The organism is Streptomyces sp. NPDC031132, from assembly GCF_055570595.1.
Map to the genome: position 1 here is coordinate 20,296 of NZ_JBVIGX010000010.1, position 15,454 is coordinate 35,749.

The following is a 15,454-nucleotide window of genomic DNA, read 5'->3' on the forward strand; positions in this document are numbered from 1 at the left end:
GCTCACCCTACGACGGAGCCTGCGGCTCCAAGTCGGGCGGGAGGGTGGCGACTCGGGCACAGGAGTCCACCATCAGCCGTTCCACGTCGTCGAGTCGGCGGTGGTTTTCGGCCGATTTGGCCAGGGCCAGGGCTGCGGTCTGCACGGTCAGGGCCCGGGCGGCGAGGTCCAGTTCCGGCCAGGGGTCGGAGCCGGCCGGCCCGGCGGCGGGGCCGCCGGCCGCACGGTACGAGTCGAGGAACCGGACCCAGGTGCCGGTGTCGAGCAGCCCGGCGGCGTACCAGGCGGCGGGCCGGGCCAGGTCCCAGGCGGGGGTCCCGATCCCGAGGTCGTCGACGTCGATGAGCCGCCAGCCCCCGTCGGGCCCGGGGCCCCGGACCAACTGCCCGAGGTGCAGGTCCCCGTGGCACAGCGCCCCGCCCCGGGGCGCCGGGGCCTCTCCCCGCACCCAGGCGGGCAGGGTCCGCGCGGCGGCCCGTACGAGGTCTCCGGCGGGGCGGCCCTCGGCGGGGCTGGGCACGAGGGCGGAGCCGGCACGGGATCCGGCCGGGCCCGCGGAACCCGCCCCACCGGCGGCAGCGGGGGCGCCCAGGGGCCCGGCAGTCCCTGCGGGACCGACGCCGGCCGCACCGCCGGCCCGGCCGGGAGCCGTCGCCCGCGCCAGGCGGCGCAGGGCCCGGGCGAGTTTGGCCGGGCCGCGCATCGGCGGGACCGGCCCCGGCAGCCGGTGCACGGGCACCTGGTGCAGGGCCGCCAGCAGCCGGGCGGCCGCCTCCCAGGGGGCGTCCTCGGGGCGCTCCGGGTCGACCGGTGCCCCGTACGGCCACAGGGACACGGGCCGGCCCCCGAGGTAGCCGACCTCGGGGCGCAGCGGGGCGAGCAGCACCCCGGCCAGCGCCTCGTCCGCGGCGATCCGCATCCGCACGGCGAGGCCTGCGCGGTCGCTGTCCCCGGCGTGCGCCTTGGCCACGATCTCGCCGCAGCGCACGACGGTCCCGTCCTCCCGCTCGGCGAGGAGTTCGTACGGGGCGTCCTGCTCCCCCGCGCCGGCGTACGCCGCGAGGGCGGCGGGCAGTGGCTCCTGGTTCATCGCGGCTCCACGGCTCCCGTCGCTGGCGTCTCGGGAGCAGGTTACGGAACTGCGGGACGGCATGAAAAAGGGTGCGGCCCGTCCGACTCCCCAGTCGGACGGGCCGCACCCTTCTCCTGCCGTCCGTCGCGCCCCCGTCCCCACGGGGTGCAACAGGCCGATGTCCCGGTCCGGGCCGCTCTCCCGGACCCGGGGCGCCGCTCAGCGCCCCAGCATCACGCCCACGGACGACGCCTGTACCGCCAGCTGGTCGAATCCTCCGAAGAGGAAGAGCAGGAGGGCGGCCAGGGGGAGCACCATGGCCGCGGCCACCAGTGGATGGCGCGTGCCGGACTCATGGCCGTTGAACGCGAATGCCTTGCGTCCGTGCCGTGCGATGTCCGCCATGGTCCTCTCCCTGTCGGTTGCAGCGGCGGGTTCGTGACCTCGGGGGACGAGTGCGCCACCCGCCGCTTGTCTTCAACACTAGGCGGGCGCACGGCCCCTGGCCTCCTGCCCTCGTACCCTTTGACAGGCCTCCAGGAGGATGACGGGGCCACCCCGCGTGTACTCCCCTGGGTGGAGACCGCTCCCCCGTACTGGGGGTCTTCCCGGAGGGGATGACCGGAGGGTAGTGACTTCGCTCACTTCCGTCACTCCCCGCGCATGCGTGTCCGCCGACGGGGTACGCACAAGATCCCCTTGTCCGCCGCCCCCGCGTACGCGCCCCCCGCCCCCCGTGCGCCCGGCGCACCACCCGTGCGGGTGCCTCAATCCCCTTGACGCCAGGGCCGTTTGGCCGAACCGGCAAGTGCCTTGCGGACAGGGGTCCGTGCGGGTGAGGAACCCTCAAGTGGGCTGTGCCGCACTGACAATCGAATCCCCGGGCGAGGGCGCGGCCTCTGAGCGCTCGTGGCGGATGGTCCGTAAGCTGTGGCACGTCAACAGGACGACCGGTCAGCGGGGTGGACATGGCGATGATGCGGCTCCGGCGCGAGGACCCGCGTGTCGTCGGCTCATTCAGACTGCACCGACGGCTCGGTGCCGGCGGTATGGGCGTGGTCTACCTGGGATCCGACCGGCGCGGCCAGCGTGTCGCGCTCAAGGTGATCCGGCCGGACCTGGCCGAGGACCAGGAGTTCCGCTCGCGCTTCGCGCGCGAGGTGTCCGCCGCCCGGCGGATCCGCGGCGGGTGCACCGCGCGCCTGGTGGCCGCGGACCTGGAGGCGGAGCGGCCGTGGTTCGCCACCCAGTACGTGCCCGGCCCGTCGCTGCACGACAAGGTGGCCGAGGAGGGTCCGCTCACGGCAGCGCAGATCGCCGCGATCGGCGCCGCGCTCTCCGAGGGACTGGTCGCCGTGCACGAGGCGGGGGTCGTCCACCGCGATCTCAAGCCTTCGAACATTCTTCTGTCCCCCAAGGGCCCCCGGATCATCGACTTCGGGATCGCCTGGGCCACCGGTGCGAGCACCCTCACCCATGTGGGCACGGCCGTCGGCTCTCCCGGCTTCCTCGCGCCCGAACAAGTACGCGGGGCGGCCGTCACCCCGGCCACCGACGTCTTCGCGCTGGGCGCCACCCTCGCCTACGCGTCGACCGCCGACTCGCCCTTCGGGCACGGCAGTTCCGAGGTCATGCTGTACCGCGTGGTACACGAGGAGCCGCATCTGGTCGGGGTCCCGGACGCGCTCGCGCCCCTCGTACAGGCCTGCCTGGCCAAGGATCCCGAGGAGCGGCCCAGCACGCTGCAGCTGTCGATGCGGCTGAAGGAGATCGCGGCCCGCGAGGCGCAGGGGCTGTCCGACGTGCGCCCGCCGGTGCAGCGCGCACGGACCGAGCGGCCCACCGGACGGACGGCGGAGCGGGCCGATGCGTACGCCGACCAGCGCACGGAGCGCCGTACGGGCGGCACGCCCGTGCCCCAGGCGCCGAACCAGGGCCAGGGACAGGGCCGGGGCCCGGACAGCGGCCCGCACTCCCGGCCCTCCGGCGCACGGCCTTCGTCCTCGCGGCCCTCGTCCTCACGGAACCCGGGCGGCCCGTCCTCCCGGCCGACGGCGGGGCGTACGGGCGGCCGACCGGCCCCGCGCACGACCGGCACGGGGCGGCGGCCGTCGCGGCCGGACCCCAGACTGATGCGCCAGCGGCTGATCGTGTTCGTCGTCGTGACGCTGATCGTCGCGCTGGGCATCGCCGCGGCCCAGAAGTTCTGACGTGCTGGAGTTCTGAGGTTCTAGAGCTCTAGAGCTCCGGCGGGGTGGGCGCGGGCGACTGGGGCGGGCGGGTCGCGTAGAAGGCGACCGCCGAGGCCGCGGCCACGTTCAGCGAGTCGATCCCCTCCGCCATCGGGATCCGGACCCACTCGTCGGCGGCGCGCAGCGCGTACGTGGACAGGCCGTGCCCCTCGGACCCGAGCATGATCGCGGAGCGCTCGAAGCGCTCCGGCGGGACCTGGTCCAGCGGCGTGGCCTTCGGGCTGGGCGTCATGGCCAGGATCCGGTAGCCCGCCTCGCGGACCTTCTCGAGGTCGGCGGGCCACTTGTCGAGGCGCCCGTACGGCACCGAGAACACGGACCCCATCGAGACCTTGATGGCGCGCCGGTAGAGCGGGTCCGCGCAGTCCGGGGAGAGCAGTATCGCGCTGATGCCGAGGGCGGCGGCGCTGCGGAACGCGGCTCCCAGGTTGGCGTGGTCGACGAAGCCCTCGAAGACGGCGATCCGGCTGCTCGCCCCCTCCCCCGCGAGCAGCTCGTCGGCGGTCGGGAGCGGCTTGCGCTGCATCGAGGCGAGGGCGCCGCGGTGCACGTGGTAGCCGGTGACGCGTTCGGCGAGCTCCGGGGTGACGGCGTAGACCGGCGCCGGGAGCTCGTCGATGACGTCGCGCATGACGTCGACCCACTTCGCGGAGAGCAGCATCGAGCGCATCTCGTACCCGGCGTCCTTGGCGCGTCTGATGACCTTCTCGCCCTCGGCGATGAACAGGCCTTCTTCGGGCTCGCGCCGGCGCCGCAGTTCGACGTCGGTCAGGCCCGTGTAGTCGCGCAGGCGCGGGTCGTCGGGGTCTTCGACGGTGATGAGATCAGCCACAGGGTGATACTGCCTTGTCCGGGGTGTGGTGCCAACGCCCTGCCGGGCGCCGGGGGGTTCGTCGAAGTACGTCGGCCGCCCGTGAGGGCGGGGCCGTGTGCCGGGCCCCGCCCGTCGGACGGGACTCGGCCGACAACCGCTAGGCGGTGGGCGTACCGACGTTGACGACCTCGCCGATCACGATGACCGCGGGCGGACGGATCCCCTCCGCCCGTACGGTCTCGCCGACGGTGGCGAGGGTGGCGTCGACGCGGCGCTGGGTGGCGGTGGTGCCCTCCTGGACGACCGCGACCGGGGTGTCGGCGGAGCGGCCGTGCCGGACCAGGGCCTCGGCGATGAGGCCGATCTTGTCGACGCCCATGAGGATCACCAGGGTGCCGGTGAGCTTGGCGAGGGAGGCCCAGTCCACCAGGGAACGCGGGTCGTCGGGGCCGACGTGGCCGCTGACCACGGTGAACTCGTGCGCCACGCCGCGGTGGGTGACCGGGATGCCGACGGCGCCCGGCACCGAGATGGAGCTGGAGATGCCGGGGACGACGGTGCAGGCGATGCCGGCCTCGGCGAGGGCCTGGAGCTCCTCCATGCCGCGGCCGAAGACGTACGGGTCGCCGCCCTTGAGCCGGACCACGGCCTTGCCGGCCCGGGCGTGCTCGATCAGGGCGTTGTTGATGGCCTCCTGGGCCATGTAGCGGCCGTACGGGATCTTCGCGGCGTCGATGACCTCGACGTGCGGCGGGAGTTCGTCGAGCAGGTCGCGGGGGCCGAGCCGGTCGGCGATGACCACGTCGGCCTCGGCGAGCAGGCGGCGCCCGCGCACGGTGATCAGGTCGGGGTCGCCGGGGCCGCCGCCGACGAGGGAGACGCCGGGGGTGCGGGTGCGGGCCGTGGCGAGGGAGCCGTCGCGCAGCCCCTCGACGACGGCGTCGCGGACGGCGGCGGAGCGGCGGGGGTCGTTGCCGCTCAGGACGGCGACGGTCACCCCCTCGACGCGGCCGGTGGCCGGGGTCCACGCGGTGGCCGCCTCGGCGTCGTCGGCGCGCACGCACCAGACCCGGCGGCGTTCGGCCTCGTCGGAGGCCGCGTCGTTGGCGGTGCGGTCCCGGGTCGCGATCAGCGCGTACCAGGCGCCGTCGAGGTCGCCGTCCTGGTAGCGGCGGCGCTCCCAACGGATCTCGCCGGTCTCCGCCATGGCGTCCACGGAGGGGGTGGCGGAGGGGGAGATCAGCAGGACGTCGGCGCCGGCCGCGACGAGCGCGGGCAGCCGGCGCTGCGCGACCTGTCCGCCGCCGATGACGACGACACGGCGGCCGGCGAGGCGGAGTCCTACGGGGTAGGCGGGGCTGTCGGCCATGGCGGGGGCTGCTCCTGAGGGCGACGGGGAGGCGAGCCGCTACGGCAGTGGAGCGGCGGATTGCTGAGCTGTGGTGCGGTACTGAGGGTCCAAGATACGTCCCCACCTGCGCGGCAGCACGCCCCGGGTCCGCAGCGGCCCCCGGCGGCCCGCCCCGCCTGCGGGGAGTCGACCTGGTCCGTCCGCGTCGGGGCGGCTCGAGGCCGGGTCGTCCGGGGCCTGCCGGCTACCGCGCGGTCGGCGGGCCGACGGCGACGCGTGCGTCCCGGGGGTCCTCCTGCGCCAGGCCGTAGTCCCCGTCCCCGTGGACGGATCCCCGGCCGGCGGGGTCCGGGGCCGGCAGGGGGCCGGCGTGTCGCAGCAGTCGGCGCAGGTCCCGGGGCGACCGGACGCTGCCCGGGGTTCGGCTGTCCCCTGCGACGGTCCGCAGGCCCCGGACATCCGGCGTGCGCGGCCGCGGGAGGGCTGCCACCCGTCGAAGGGCCGGGCTTGCCCCCGCACCGCACCGCGGGGGACAAACCCCGTACGAGCCGGTGCGGGACGGCGGGACTCTCCCGGTTACTTCTCGGTGACGCCCGCCGAGTCGAAGGTGGCCACCTCGTGCATCGCGCGGGCCGCGCTCTGGACCAGCGGGAGGGCCAGCAGGGCGCCCGTGCCCTCGCCGAGGCGGAGGTCCAGGTCCACCAGGGGGCGCAGGCCGAGCTTGTTCAGGGCCGCCACGTGCCCCGGCTCCGCGCTGCGGTGGCCCGCGATGCAGGCCGAGAGGGACTCGGGGGCGATGGCCCGGGCCACCAGGGCTGCCGCGCCCGCGCTCACGCCGTCCAGGATGACGGGAGTGCGCAGGGACGCCCCGCCGAGGAGCAGGCCGACGATCGCCGCGTGCTCCAGGCCGCCGATGGCCGCCAGGACGCCGATCGGGTCCGCCGGGTCCGGCTGGTGGAGTTCCAGTGCGCGGCGGACGACCTCGACCTTGCGGGCGTGCGTCTCGTCGTTGATGCCCGTGCCGCGGCCGGTGACCTCCGCCGGGTCGACGCCGGTGAAGACCGAGATCAGGGCCGCCGACACCGTCGTGTTCGCGATGCCCATCTCGCCCGTCAGCAGGGCCTTGTTGCCTGCGGCGACGAGGTCGCGGGCCGTCTCGATGCCCACCTCGATGGCCGCGACGGCCTCCTCGCGGGTCATCGCGGGGCCCGTGGAGAGGTCGGCCGTACCCGGGCGGACCTTGCGCGGGAGCAGGCCCGGGGTGGCGGGGAGGTCGCCCGCGACACCGACGTCGATGACGCAGACCTCGGCGCCCACCTGGTTCGCGAACGCGTTGCAGACCGCGCCGCCGCCCAGGAAGTTGGCGACCATCTGCGTGGTGACCTCCTGGGGCCACGGGGTGACGCCCTGGGCGTGGACCCCGTGGTCGCCCGCGAAGATCGCGACCGCGGCCGGCTCCGGGATCGGCGGCGGGCAGACCCGGGAAAGGCCGGACAGCTGGGCGGAGATGATCTCGAGCATGCCCAGGGCCCCGGCGGGCTTGGTCATGCGCTTCTGCCGCTCCCAGGCCTCGCCCAGCGCCTTCGCGTCGAGCGGGCGGATGCTGGCGACCGTCTCCGAGAGCAGGTCGTGCGGCTCCGCGCCGGGCAGCGCGCGGCGGCCGTACGTCTCCTCGTGCACGACCCAGGCCAGCGGCCGGCGCTGCGACCAGCCGGCCTGCGCCAGCTCGGGCTCCTCCGGGAACTCGTCGACGTAGCCGACGCACAGGTACGCGACGACCTCGAGGTGCTCCGGCAGGCCGAGTTCGCGGACCATTTCGCGCTCGTCGAAGAAGCTGACCCAGCCGACGCCGAGGCCCTCGGCGCGCGCGGCGAGCCAGAGGTTCTCGACGGCGAGGGCCGAGGAGTAGGGGGCCATCTGCGGCTGGGTGTGCCGGCCGAGGGTGTGGCGGCCGCCGCGGGTGGGGTCGGCGGTGACGACGATGTTCACGGGGGTGTCGAGGATGGCCTCGATCTTGAGTTGCTTGAACTGCTTCGCCCGGCCCTTGGGCAGCGACTTCGCGTAGGCCTCGCGCTGGCGCTGGGCGAGCTCGTGCATCGAGCGGCGGGTCTCGGCCGAGCGGATGACGACGAAGTCCCAGGGCTGGGAGTGGCCCACACTGGGCGCGTGGTGCGCGGCCTCCAGGACGCGCAGCAGCACCTCGTGCGGGATCGGGTCGGTGCGGAAGCCGTTGCGGATGTCGCGGCGTTCGCGCATGACGCGCAGGACGGCCTCGCGCTCGGCGTCGGTGTACGCGGGGGCCGCTTCGCCGGCGGACGGCTCCACGACGGGCTCGGGCTCGGCCTCGGCCACGGGCTCGGCGGCTGCCTCGGCCTCCGGCTCGGCGACCGGCTGGGGGGCCGGCTCGGGTGCGGCTTCGGGCTCCACCGGCGCGACGGCCTCGGGAGCGAGCTCCGGTACGGCTTCCGGCGCGACGGGGGCCGCAAGCGCCTCGGGAGCGGCCGGCTCCACGGCGACGGGCTCCTCGGCGGCGGGCTCCTCGGCGGCGGGCTCGACGGCCTCGGGTGCCTGAACCGTTTCTGCAGGCAGGGCCTCGGGCTCCGGCGCGGCGGCCGGCGGCTCGACCGCGGCTGCGTCCGCCACGGGTACGTCCACGGGCGCGGCCTCGGCCGCGACCGGCGCCGGCTCCGGCGCGGCGGCGGGCGCCACCGGGGCCTCGACGGGCTCCGCGCCGGCGGGCACCGGCGTCTCGGCGACGGGCTCCGGCGCGGCCTCGACGACCGGTGCGGGCTCCGGAACGGCGACCGGCTCCGGCTGAGGGGCTTCCGGGGCCTCGGGTACTTCGGCGGCCACGGGTGCCACGAGGGGCTCCGGCGCCACGACCGGCTCGGGCGCCACGACGGGCTCAGGGGCCACGACCGGCTCGGCGGCCACCACGGGCGCCGGCGCCACCGCGGGCTCGGCAGCCAGAACGGGCTCGGCGGCCAGAACAGGCTCCGGAGCCGCCACGGGCGCCGGCTCCGCCGTCCACGGCTCACCGGCCTGCGGCGGGGTCTCGCCCGGCTGCGGCGCGGCCGGTACGGCGGCGGCCTCGGGACGCGGGACGTCCAGGTACTCGGGGCCGATGGTCGGCGGACCGGCCACCTGCACCGGAATCGGCGCCGCGGGGGCACTCACGGCAGCGGCGACGGGCGCGACGGGCGCGACGGGCGCCGCGGCAGCCACGGGAGCCGCCGCGGGCCCCCGGTCGGCGAGCGAGCGTACGACTCCGCCGGTGGCCTCGGGCACGGGCGGACCCATGTGCAGCGGCCGACGGGCGGGCATGGCCTGGGCCACGGGCGCGGCAGGGGCCACCGGGGCGGCTGCCTGCGGCGGGACCACGAGGCCGCCGAGGTCGAGCGCGCCGGAGTCACGGCCGCCGGCCTCGTGCGCACCCGCGCTGTACGAGACCTCGCCGTACGAGGGGTCGCCGTAGGCGGGGTCCGGGAACGCGGGCTGTGCGGGGAAGGCGGGCTCCGCGTACGCGGCCGGCGCTTCGGGGTACTCGGCGTAGGGCGCGTCGCCGTACGAGGTTTCGACGGGGAAGGCCGGCGCCGGGGGGACGACCTGCGGGTCGCTCCACGCACCCTGGCCGCTCGGCATCAGCAGCAGTTCCTCGTCCTCCGGCTCGGCCGGGTTGTCCACGAGGTCCTGGAAGGCGTAGCCGCCCTGGACGGGAGCGGGGACGGGGCCCGGGTTCTGGACCGGAGCGGGAATGCCCTGCTGATCCACCATGCCCGCGTTGTCCGGGAGACCCTCGCCCGGTACCTGGCCGGTGTCAGTCATGCGTACCCCTCGCCCATCGATTGTGCCTCTTCGATCGCCCGGTCGCCCACGAGGCCGCCGGGCGGCGTTGCCGTGCGGGGTTGCCGTGCGATGCGTTCCGTCTCGCACGCCCTGCGCGACAACCAGTAAGCATTGTCGCGCCCGTTAGCCACCACGGCAGCCATAACTGCCATGGTCCGCTGTGGACTGCGCCACGTCGCGCATCGGGCGGTGCCGTCACCCCCGGACACAGCAGGGCGGTACGACGATCGGCCAGCCTACCGCGGGCAGTGGGCCAGGGGGTGTCCGGGGGATCGGGGCCGGGCCCGGCCGGGGTCCCCCGGACACCTCCTAACGGTTCGCGGGGCGTTCGGCTGCCAGGAGGAACACGACGGAACGGTCCTGTTCACCCCACGTACGCGTGTCCAGGCCCACGGACTGGAGGAGGGCGCACTCGACGGCGTAGCCGCCCTCGGTGAGCGCGCGGCCGATCGCCTCCGCCTCGTCGCGGGTGGAGGCGTGGCTGACGATCCGTTCGGGGCGGCGGTCGGCGACGGCCCGGGCGGCCTCGGCTCCCCCGCCGCCGATGCGGACGACGTCGGGTTCGGGGAGGTCTTCCAGTACGTGCGGCGCGCGGCCGGCGACGACGTGGAGCTGCACTCCCCGCTTGCGGGCGGCGGCAGTTGCGCGTTCGCAGGCGCGCGGGTCGGCGTCCACCGCGATGACTGCGGCGCCGAACGCGGCGGCCTCCACGGCGAAGGCGCCGGAGCCGGTGCCGATGTCCCAGACGAGGTCCCCGGTGCGCGGGCCGAGGCGGGCGAGCTGGGCGGCGCGCAGCTGGGCCGACTCGCCTTCCCCGGCGCCGGCCAGGGGGCGGGCCCAGCCCCGGGCGCCGGTCTGCGCGGCGCTCTGGCCGAGCAGCCATGCCGGTTCGGCGGTGGCGGAGGAGGAAGGGGAGGAGGCCTGTCCGCCGATGACGATGACGACGTTGGGGTCGCGCCAGCTGTGGTCGGCGGCCCGGTCGGAGGTCAGGACGGTCACCTGTTCCTTGGAGGTGCCGAGCTCCTCGCAGATGACGAAGGTGCGGTGGACCCCGCCGAGCAGGAGGGCGAGTTCGGCGGGACCTGCGCCGGGCGAGGTGAGGACGGCGACCTTGGCGTGGGCGCGGCAGACGTTGACGGCGCGGCGCAGGGTCCGCGGGTGGGCGACGACGACCTGGGCGTCGTCCCACGGCATGCCGGCGCGGGCGAAGGCGGCGGCGACGGAGGACACGGCGGGGACGACCTCGACCTCGAGGCCGTGCTCCGGGGCGCGCAGGGTGCGTACGGCACCGAAGAAGCCGGGGTCCCCGTCGGCGAAGACGACGGCGGTGCCGCGGTGGCCGGCGATGCGGCGGGCGGCGAGGCCGAGGCTGCCCAGGCGGATGCGTTCGGCGGTGGGCGGGACCTCGGGGAGTGCGAGGTGGTGCGCGGCGCCGGCCACGAGGGTGGCTGCGGAGAGCGCGGACCGGGCGGCCGCGGTCAGGGGCGAGCCGTCCCAGCCGATCACCGTGACCCGGTCGGCCATCGTCGTCAGTCTCCTGGGGTGGGGGCGGGGGAGGTTTCGCCGGCAGGGGCGGGCACGGTGAGACTACCCGGTCATCGGGTCAGCTCCAGTCGGCGCCGACGGAGTAGCCGCTCGCGCCCGCCTGTGCGCCGCGGCCGTATCCGTAGTCGTCGTGGCTGTTGTAGCCCTGGTAACCGTCCGGGTCCGCGATGTCCTCGATGTCCTCGGGGAGCAGGCTCCAGACGATGAGGTCGGTGCGGGTGTCGGCCCAGGAGCCGTCGGGGTTCTGGGTGCGCACTATCCATGCGTTGCGCAGGACGCCTTCGCTGATGCAGCCGATCTTCTGGGCGACCTGCTGCGAGGCGGTGTTGTCGGCGGCGGTGCGCAGTTCGAGGCGCTCGAAGCCCTGGTCGCGGAAGAGCCACTGGGCGACGGCGAGTACGGACTCGCTGGCGTAGCCCTCGCCGCGGGCCCAGGGGGCGGTGACGTAGCCGACCTCGGCGCTGCGGGTGCGCCAGTTGGTGTTCTGCAGGTGCACGATGCCGACGAGGCGCTGGGTGAGGAACTCGGCGACGGCGAAGACGATGCCCCTGCCCTCGGTGCGCTCCGCGTGGGACTCCCGGGTGGCCCAGGCGTCTGCATCGGCGTGGGTGTAGGGGTGCGGTACGGACGTCCAGGCGGTGACGTGCTCGTCGTTCATCATCTCGGCGAGCGCCGTGACGTCCTCCCCGTCGAAGGGGCGCAGCACCAGCCGGTCCGTGCTGATGGTGACGTCCGGGAAGGTGGTAGTCATGCGCAGCTCCATGCCGTTGCTGGACCGTTTGTGCGGGTCGTAGGCACAGCATGCAGCATCGACAGCGGGATGTGGCGGCCGGGTTGCCCGGAAACGGGCAGCGCTCGGCCCCGCACACCCACCGGGGGCGTACGGGGCCGGACGGCGGGGACGATCAGGCCTTCGGGGCGCCGAAGGCGGGGACGACCGAGCCCTGGTACTTGTCCTCGATGAACTTCTTGACCTCGTCGGAGTTGAGGAGCTTCGCGAGCTTCTCGATCCGCGGGTCCTTCTCGTTGCCGGCCTTCACCGCGAGGAAGTTGGCGTACGGGTTGCCCTCGGCCTTCTCCAGGACCAGCGCGTCCTTGGCGGGCGAGAGCTTGGCCTCGAGGGCGTAGTTGCCGTTGACGACCGCGGCGTCCACGTCGTTCAGGGCGCGCGGGACCGTGGCGGCCTCCAGCTCCTTGAACTCCAGGCCCTTCTTGTCGGTGATGTCGGACAGCTTGGCGCTGGTGCCGACGCCTTCCTTGAGGGTGATCAGGTTGTTCGCGGCGAGCAGCTGGAGCGCGCGGCCCTCGTTGGTGGTGTCGTTGGGGACGGCGATGGTCTGGCCGGCCTTGATGTCGGCGAGGGCCTTGACCTTCTTGGAGTAGAGGCCGAGGGGCTCCAGGTGCACGTTCACGACGGGCACGATGTGGGTGCCGTTCTTCTTGTTGAAGTCGTCGAGGTACGGCTTGTGCTGGAAGTAGTTGCCGTCGACCTGGCCCTGCTCGGTGGCGGTGTTGGGGAGCACGTAGTCCGTGAACTCCTTCACCTCCAGCTTGAGGCCCTCCTTCGCCGCGAGCTTGTCCTTGACGAAGTTCAGGATGTCGGCGTGCGGGCTCGGGGAGGCCGCGATGACGAGCGGCTTGCTCTCGTCGACCTTGCCGCCGTCGGCCTTGGTGGAGGACGGGTCCGAGGAGCTGCCGCAGGCGGTGAGGCCGAGGGCGAGCGCGGCGGAGGCGGCGGTGAGGGCGGTGACCTTGATGTTCTTACGCACGAAGAGTGCCTTTCATTGCGGTGCAAGTGCGCAGGTCGTGCGCGGTTCTTGCGGGTGGTGGCGGCCCGAGCACGACAAGTGCGGGCTTTCTGGGGTGGAGAAGTCTGTGGTGGCCCGCGCCGTTCAGGCCGTTCGGCCGCGGCGGGCGAGGAGGCGGACCGCGCCGTCGCCGATCAGCTGGATCACCGTGACGATGGCGACCAGGACCACGACGGTGGCGAGCATGAAGCCGGTCTCGAAGCGCTGGAAGCCGTAGGTGATGGCCTTGGAGCCGAGTCCTTCGCCGCCGACCGCGCCGGCCATGGCGGAGTAGCCGATCAGGGTGATCAGGGTGGTGGTGACGGCGGCCACCAGCGAGGGCAGGGCCTGCGGGAGGAGCACCTTGCCGACGAGGGTGGGGACGCCGCCGCCCATGGATTCGACGGCCTCGATCAGGCCGTGGTCCACCTCGCGGACGGCCGTCTCGACGAGGCGGGCGAAGAAGGGGATGGCGCCGATGGCGAGCGGGACGATCATGGCGGTGGGGCCGATGAAGGTGCCGACGACTGCGGTGGTGACCGGGATCAGGGCGATCAGCAGGATGATGAACGGCAGCGAGCGGCTTATGTTCACGATCACGCCGAGGACCTTGTTGAGCGGCCGGTTCTGCAGGAGGCCGCCCTTGTCGGTGAGGACGAGCAGGATGCCGACGGGCAGTCCGCCGAGGACGGTCACCAGGGTGGACCAGAGCACCATGTAGAGGGTGTCGTACGTGCCCTGGGTGAGCAGGGGCTGCATCTCGGACCAGGTCACTGGGCACCATCCTTGACGAGCTGGGCGAGCTCGGCGTCGGCGTCTTCTGTGTTTTCGACGTCGTCGGTGACGACCTCGACCTGCAGGCCCTGCTCGCGCAGGAAGCCGACGGGCACGACGTTGTCCTCGTAGCGGCCGGGCAGCTCGATGCGCATGCGGCCGATCTGGCGGCCCGCGACGGTGTCCATCGCGGCGCCGAGGATCGAGATGTCGATGTTGTACGTCCGCGCCAGCTGGGAGATGACCGGCTGGGTGGCGGCGTCGCCGTGGAAGGTGACGTCGACGACCGTGCGGTCGGGGCCGGTGGCGGCGCCGCTGACGGGGAAGAGTTCGCCGGCGAGCTCGGAGCCGGGGGTGGCGAGCAGTTCGGCGACGGTGCCGGACTCGATGATCCGGCCCCGCTTCATCAGGGCGGCCGAGTCGCAGACGGTCTTGACGACGTCCATCTCGTGCGTGATGAGCAGGACGGTCAGGCCGAGCTGCTGGTTGAGGTCGCGCAGCAGCTGGAGGATCGAGCGCGTGGTCTCGGGGTCCAGGGCGCTGGTGGCCTCGTCGGAGAGCAGCACCTTGGGGTCGCCGGCCAGGGCGCGGGCGATGCCGACGCGCTGCTTCTGGCCCCCGGAGAGCTGGCCGGGGTAGGCCTTGGCCTTGTCGGCGAGGCCGACGAGGTCGAGGAGTTCGAGGGCCTTGCGGGAGCGCTCGCGGCCGGAGACGCCGAGGATCTCCAGGGGCAGTTCGATGTTGCCCTGCACGGTGCGCGAGGACAGCAGGTTGAAGTGCTGGAAGACCATGCCGATGCGGCTGCGGGCCTCGCGGAGCTCCTTGCCGGCGCGGCGGCCGCGGCCGGCCAGGGCCGTGAGGTCGACGCCGTCGACGGTCACGGTTCCGGTGGTGGGGCGCTCGAGCAGGTTCACGCAGCGGATCAGGGAGGACTTGCCGGCGCCGCTCTGGCCGATGACTCCGTAGACCTCGCCCTCGCGGACGTGCAGATCGACGCCGTCCAGGGCGGTGACCTCGCGGCCACGGGACTGGTAGACCTTCGTGAGGCCCGATGTGGTGATCACAGGAATTCCGTCGCTGTCGAGTGCGCGGCGCAAGCGGGTGCCGGGCACGGGGCAAGAACTGGGGACGCGATACGGGTCAGATCATCGGAAAACGACGCTGACGACGCGTGCGCGGGGCAGGAGCGATCCGGTGCTGCAGCGAGGCAGTACGGAAGGGCTCGGCCGGTCTCGCTTCGGGGCGCGAGACTGCAAGGAGAGGGGCCCTCAGAAGGCGCACATTCGACACATACAACGAGCACCGGGCGTCATCGTCGCCTCGGTCGCAAGGGTGCGGCTGCTCGTCGTGGTCATGGGCCCCAGTAAAGCAGACCTCTCCCTTCACCGATCAACGGTGTCCGCATAGCGGACGCAATCCGGTCGCATTCCGGACGGCACCGGTCAGGGCCGGTCATCCGCGACGAAGGCCCTGTCGCTGGGCTGACCTGGGCGGACACGGCCCCGGGAGCCCACCCGCAGTGGCGCCCACTGGCCGGCCGGGAGCTTCCGCTGTGGCCAAGGCCACGACCCACGGGTTCCGCGCAGGCCCCCGCCCGCAGGGGTGCGCGCGGCCGGGCCGGCGGCCCGTAATACCCTCGCTGCATGCTCGACGCCCTGACCGTCGCCCTCGGCGCGGCCGCACTCGCCCTCGCCGCCTGGTGCGGATACGCCGCCTTGCGGGACCAGCCGACCAAGGACTGGCACTTCATCGGCATGGGCGTGGTGACCCTGCTGGCCCTGGCCCAGCTGGTGGTCGGCGTGGTCAAGCTGGTGCAGGGCGGCGAGCCCGACGAGGGCACGGTGATCTTCGTGGCCTACCTGGTGGGCGCCTTCGCCGCGGTCCCGGCCGCCGGGCTGCTCTCGCTGAGCGAGCGGACCAAGTGGGGTTCGGTGACGGTGGCCGCGGGCGCGCTCGTCCTCGCCGTGCTCGAAGTACGCCTCTATGACATTTGGGGAACCCCCGGTGCCTGAC

At 74.0% G+C, this 15,454-nt stretch carries 12 protein-coding genes; 2 read left to right on the top strand and 10 right to left on the bottom strand.

Annotated elements, in window-relative coordinates; genetic code table 11:
• Window positions 1-7 precede the first annotated feature (7 nt).
• Window positions 8-1,090 carry a phosphotransferase family protein gene (locus ACZ49B_RS17085; protein WP_468306235.1) on the bottom strand — a complete coding sequence of 361 codons (1,083 nt, stop codon included), beginning with the start codon at window positions 1,088-1,090 and terminating at the stop codon, window positions 8-10.
• 201 nt (window positions 1,091-1,291) lie between these two features.
• Window positions 1,292-1,477 (bottom strand): hypothetical protein, encoded by a 186-nt coding sequence (locus tag ACZ49B_RS17090; RefSeq protein WP_468306238.1) that lies wholly within the window; start codon window positions 1,475-1,477, stop codon window positions 1,292-1,294.
• Between the two features lie 557 nt (window positions 1,478-2,034).
• On the opposite strand from ACZ49B_RS17090, the gene ACZ49B_RS17095 reads away from it, so the two are divergent.
• Complete coding sequence (locus ACZ49B_RS17095) at window positions 2,035-3,282, top strand: serine/threonine-protein kinase (protein WP_468306241.1); 1,248 nt, start codon at window positions 2,035-2,037, stop codon at window positions 3,280-3,282.
• A gap of 28 nt (window positions 3,283-3,310) precedes the next feature.
• On the opposite strand, the gene ACZ49B_RS17100 is transcribed toward ACZ49B_RS17095, so the two are convergent.
• The 8 genes from ACZ49B_RS17100 to ACZ49B_RS17135 form a co-directional block, all read right to left on the bottom strand.
• Complete coding sequence (locus ACZ49B_RS17100) at window positions 3,311-4,156, bottom strand: TrmH family RNA methyltransferase (RefSeq protein ID WP_468306244.1); 846 nt, start codon at window positions 4,154-4,156, stop codon at window positions 3,311-3,313.
• A 139-nt stretch (window positions 4,157-4,295) separates the two neighbouring features.
• Window positions 4,296-5,507, bottom strand: coding sequence for a uroporphyrinogen-III C-methyltransferase (gene cobA / locus ACZ49B_RS17105; protein WP_468306247.1), 1,212 nt, complete (start codon window positions 5,505-5,507; stop codon window positions 4,296-4,298).
• A gap of 558 nt (window positions 5,508-6,065) precedes the next feature.
• Complete coding sequence (cobT, locus tag ACZ49B_RS17110; RefSeq protein WP_468306250.1) at window positions 6,066-9,314, bottom strand: nicotinate-nucleotide--dimethylbenzimidazole phosphoribosyltransferase; 3,249 nt, start codon at window positions 9,312-9,314, stop codon at window positions 6,066-6,068.
• A gap of 330 nt (window positions 9,315-9,644) precedes the next feature.
• Complete coding sequence (gene cbiE / locus ACZ49B_RS17115) at window positions 9,645-10,859, bottom strand: precorrin-6y C5,15-methyltransferase (decarboxylating) subunit CbiE (RefSeq protein ID WP_468306252.1); 1,215 nt, start codon at window positions 10,857-10,859, stop codon at window positions 9,645-9,647.
• Between the two features lie 79 nt (window positions 10,860-10,938).
• Window positions 10,939-11,631, bottom strand: coding sequence for a GNAT family N-acetyltransferase (locus ACZ49B_RS17120; protein WP_468306255.1), 693 nt, complete (start codon window positions 11,629-11,631; stop codon window positions 10,939-10,941).
• 154 nt (window positions 11,632-11,785) lie between these two features.
• Window positions 11,786-12,649, bottom strand: coding sequence for a MetQ/NlpA family ABC transporter substrate-binding protein (locus tag ACZ49B_RS17125; protein WP_468306258.1), 864 nt, complete (start codon window positions 12,647-12,649; stop codon window positions 11,786-11,788).
• A 123-nt stretch (window positions 12,650-12,772) separates the two neighbouring features.
• Window positions 12,773-13,441 carry a methionine ABC transporter permease gene (locus tag ACZ49B_RS17130; protein ID WP_468306260.1) on the bottom strand — a complete coding sequence of 223 codons (669 nt, stop codon included), beginning with the start codon at window positions 13,439-13,441 and terminating at the stop codon, window positions 12,773-12,775.
• A complete protein-coding gene (locus ACZ49B_RS17135) occupies window positions 13,438-14,505 on the bottom strand; it encodes a methionine ABC transporter ATP-binding protein (protein ID WP_468306263.1) in 1,068 nt (355 codons plus the stop codon). Before ACZ49B_RS17135 ends, ACZ49B_RS17130 begins: the two co-directional genes overlap by 4 nt.
• A 579-nt stretch (window positions 14,506-15,084) precedes the next feature.
• Here ACZ49B_RS17135 and ACZ49B_RS17140 point away from each other — a divergent pair.
• Window positions 15,085-15,453 (top strand): hypothetical protein, encoded by a 369-nt coding sequence (locus tag ACZ49B_RS17140; RefSeq protein ID WP_030294464.1) that lies wholly within the window; start codon window positions 15,085-15,087, stop codon window positions 15,451-15,453.
• Window position 15,454: the final 1 nt, after the last annotated feature.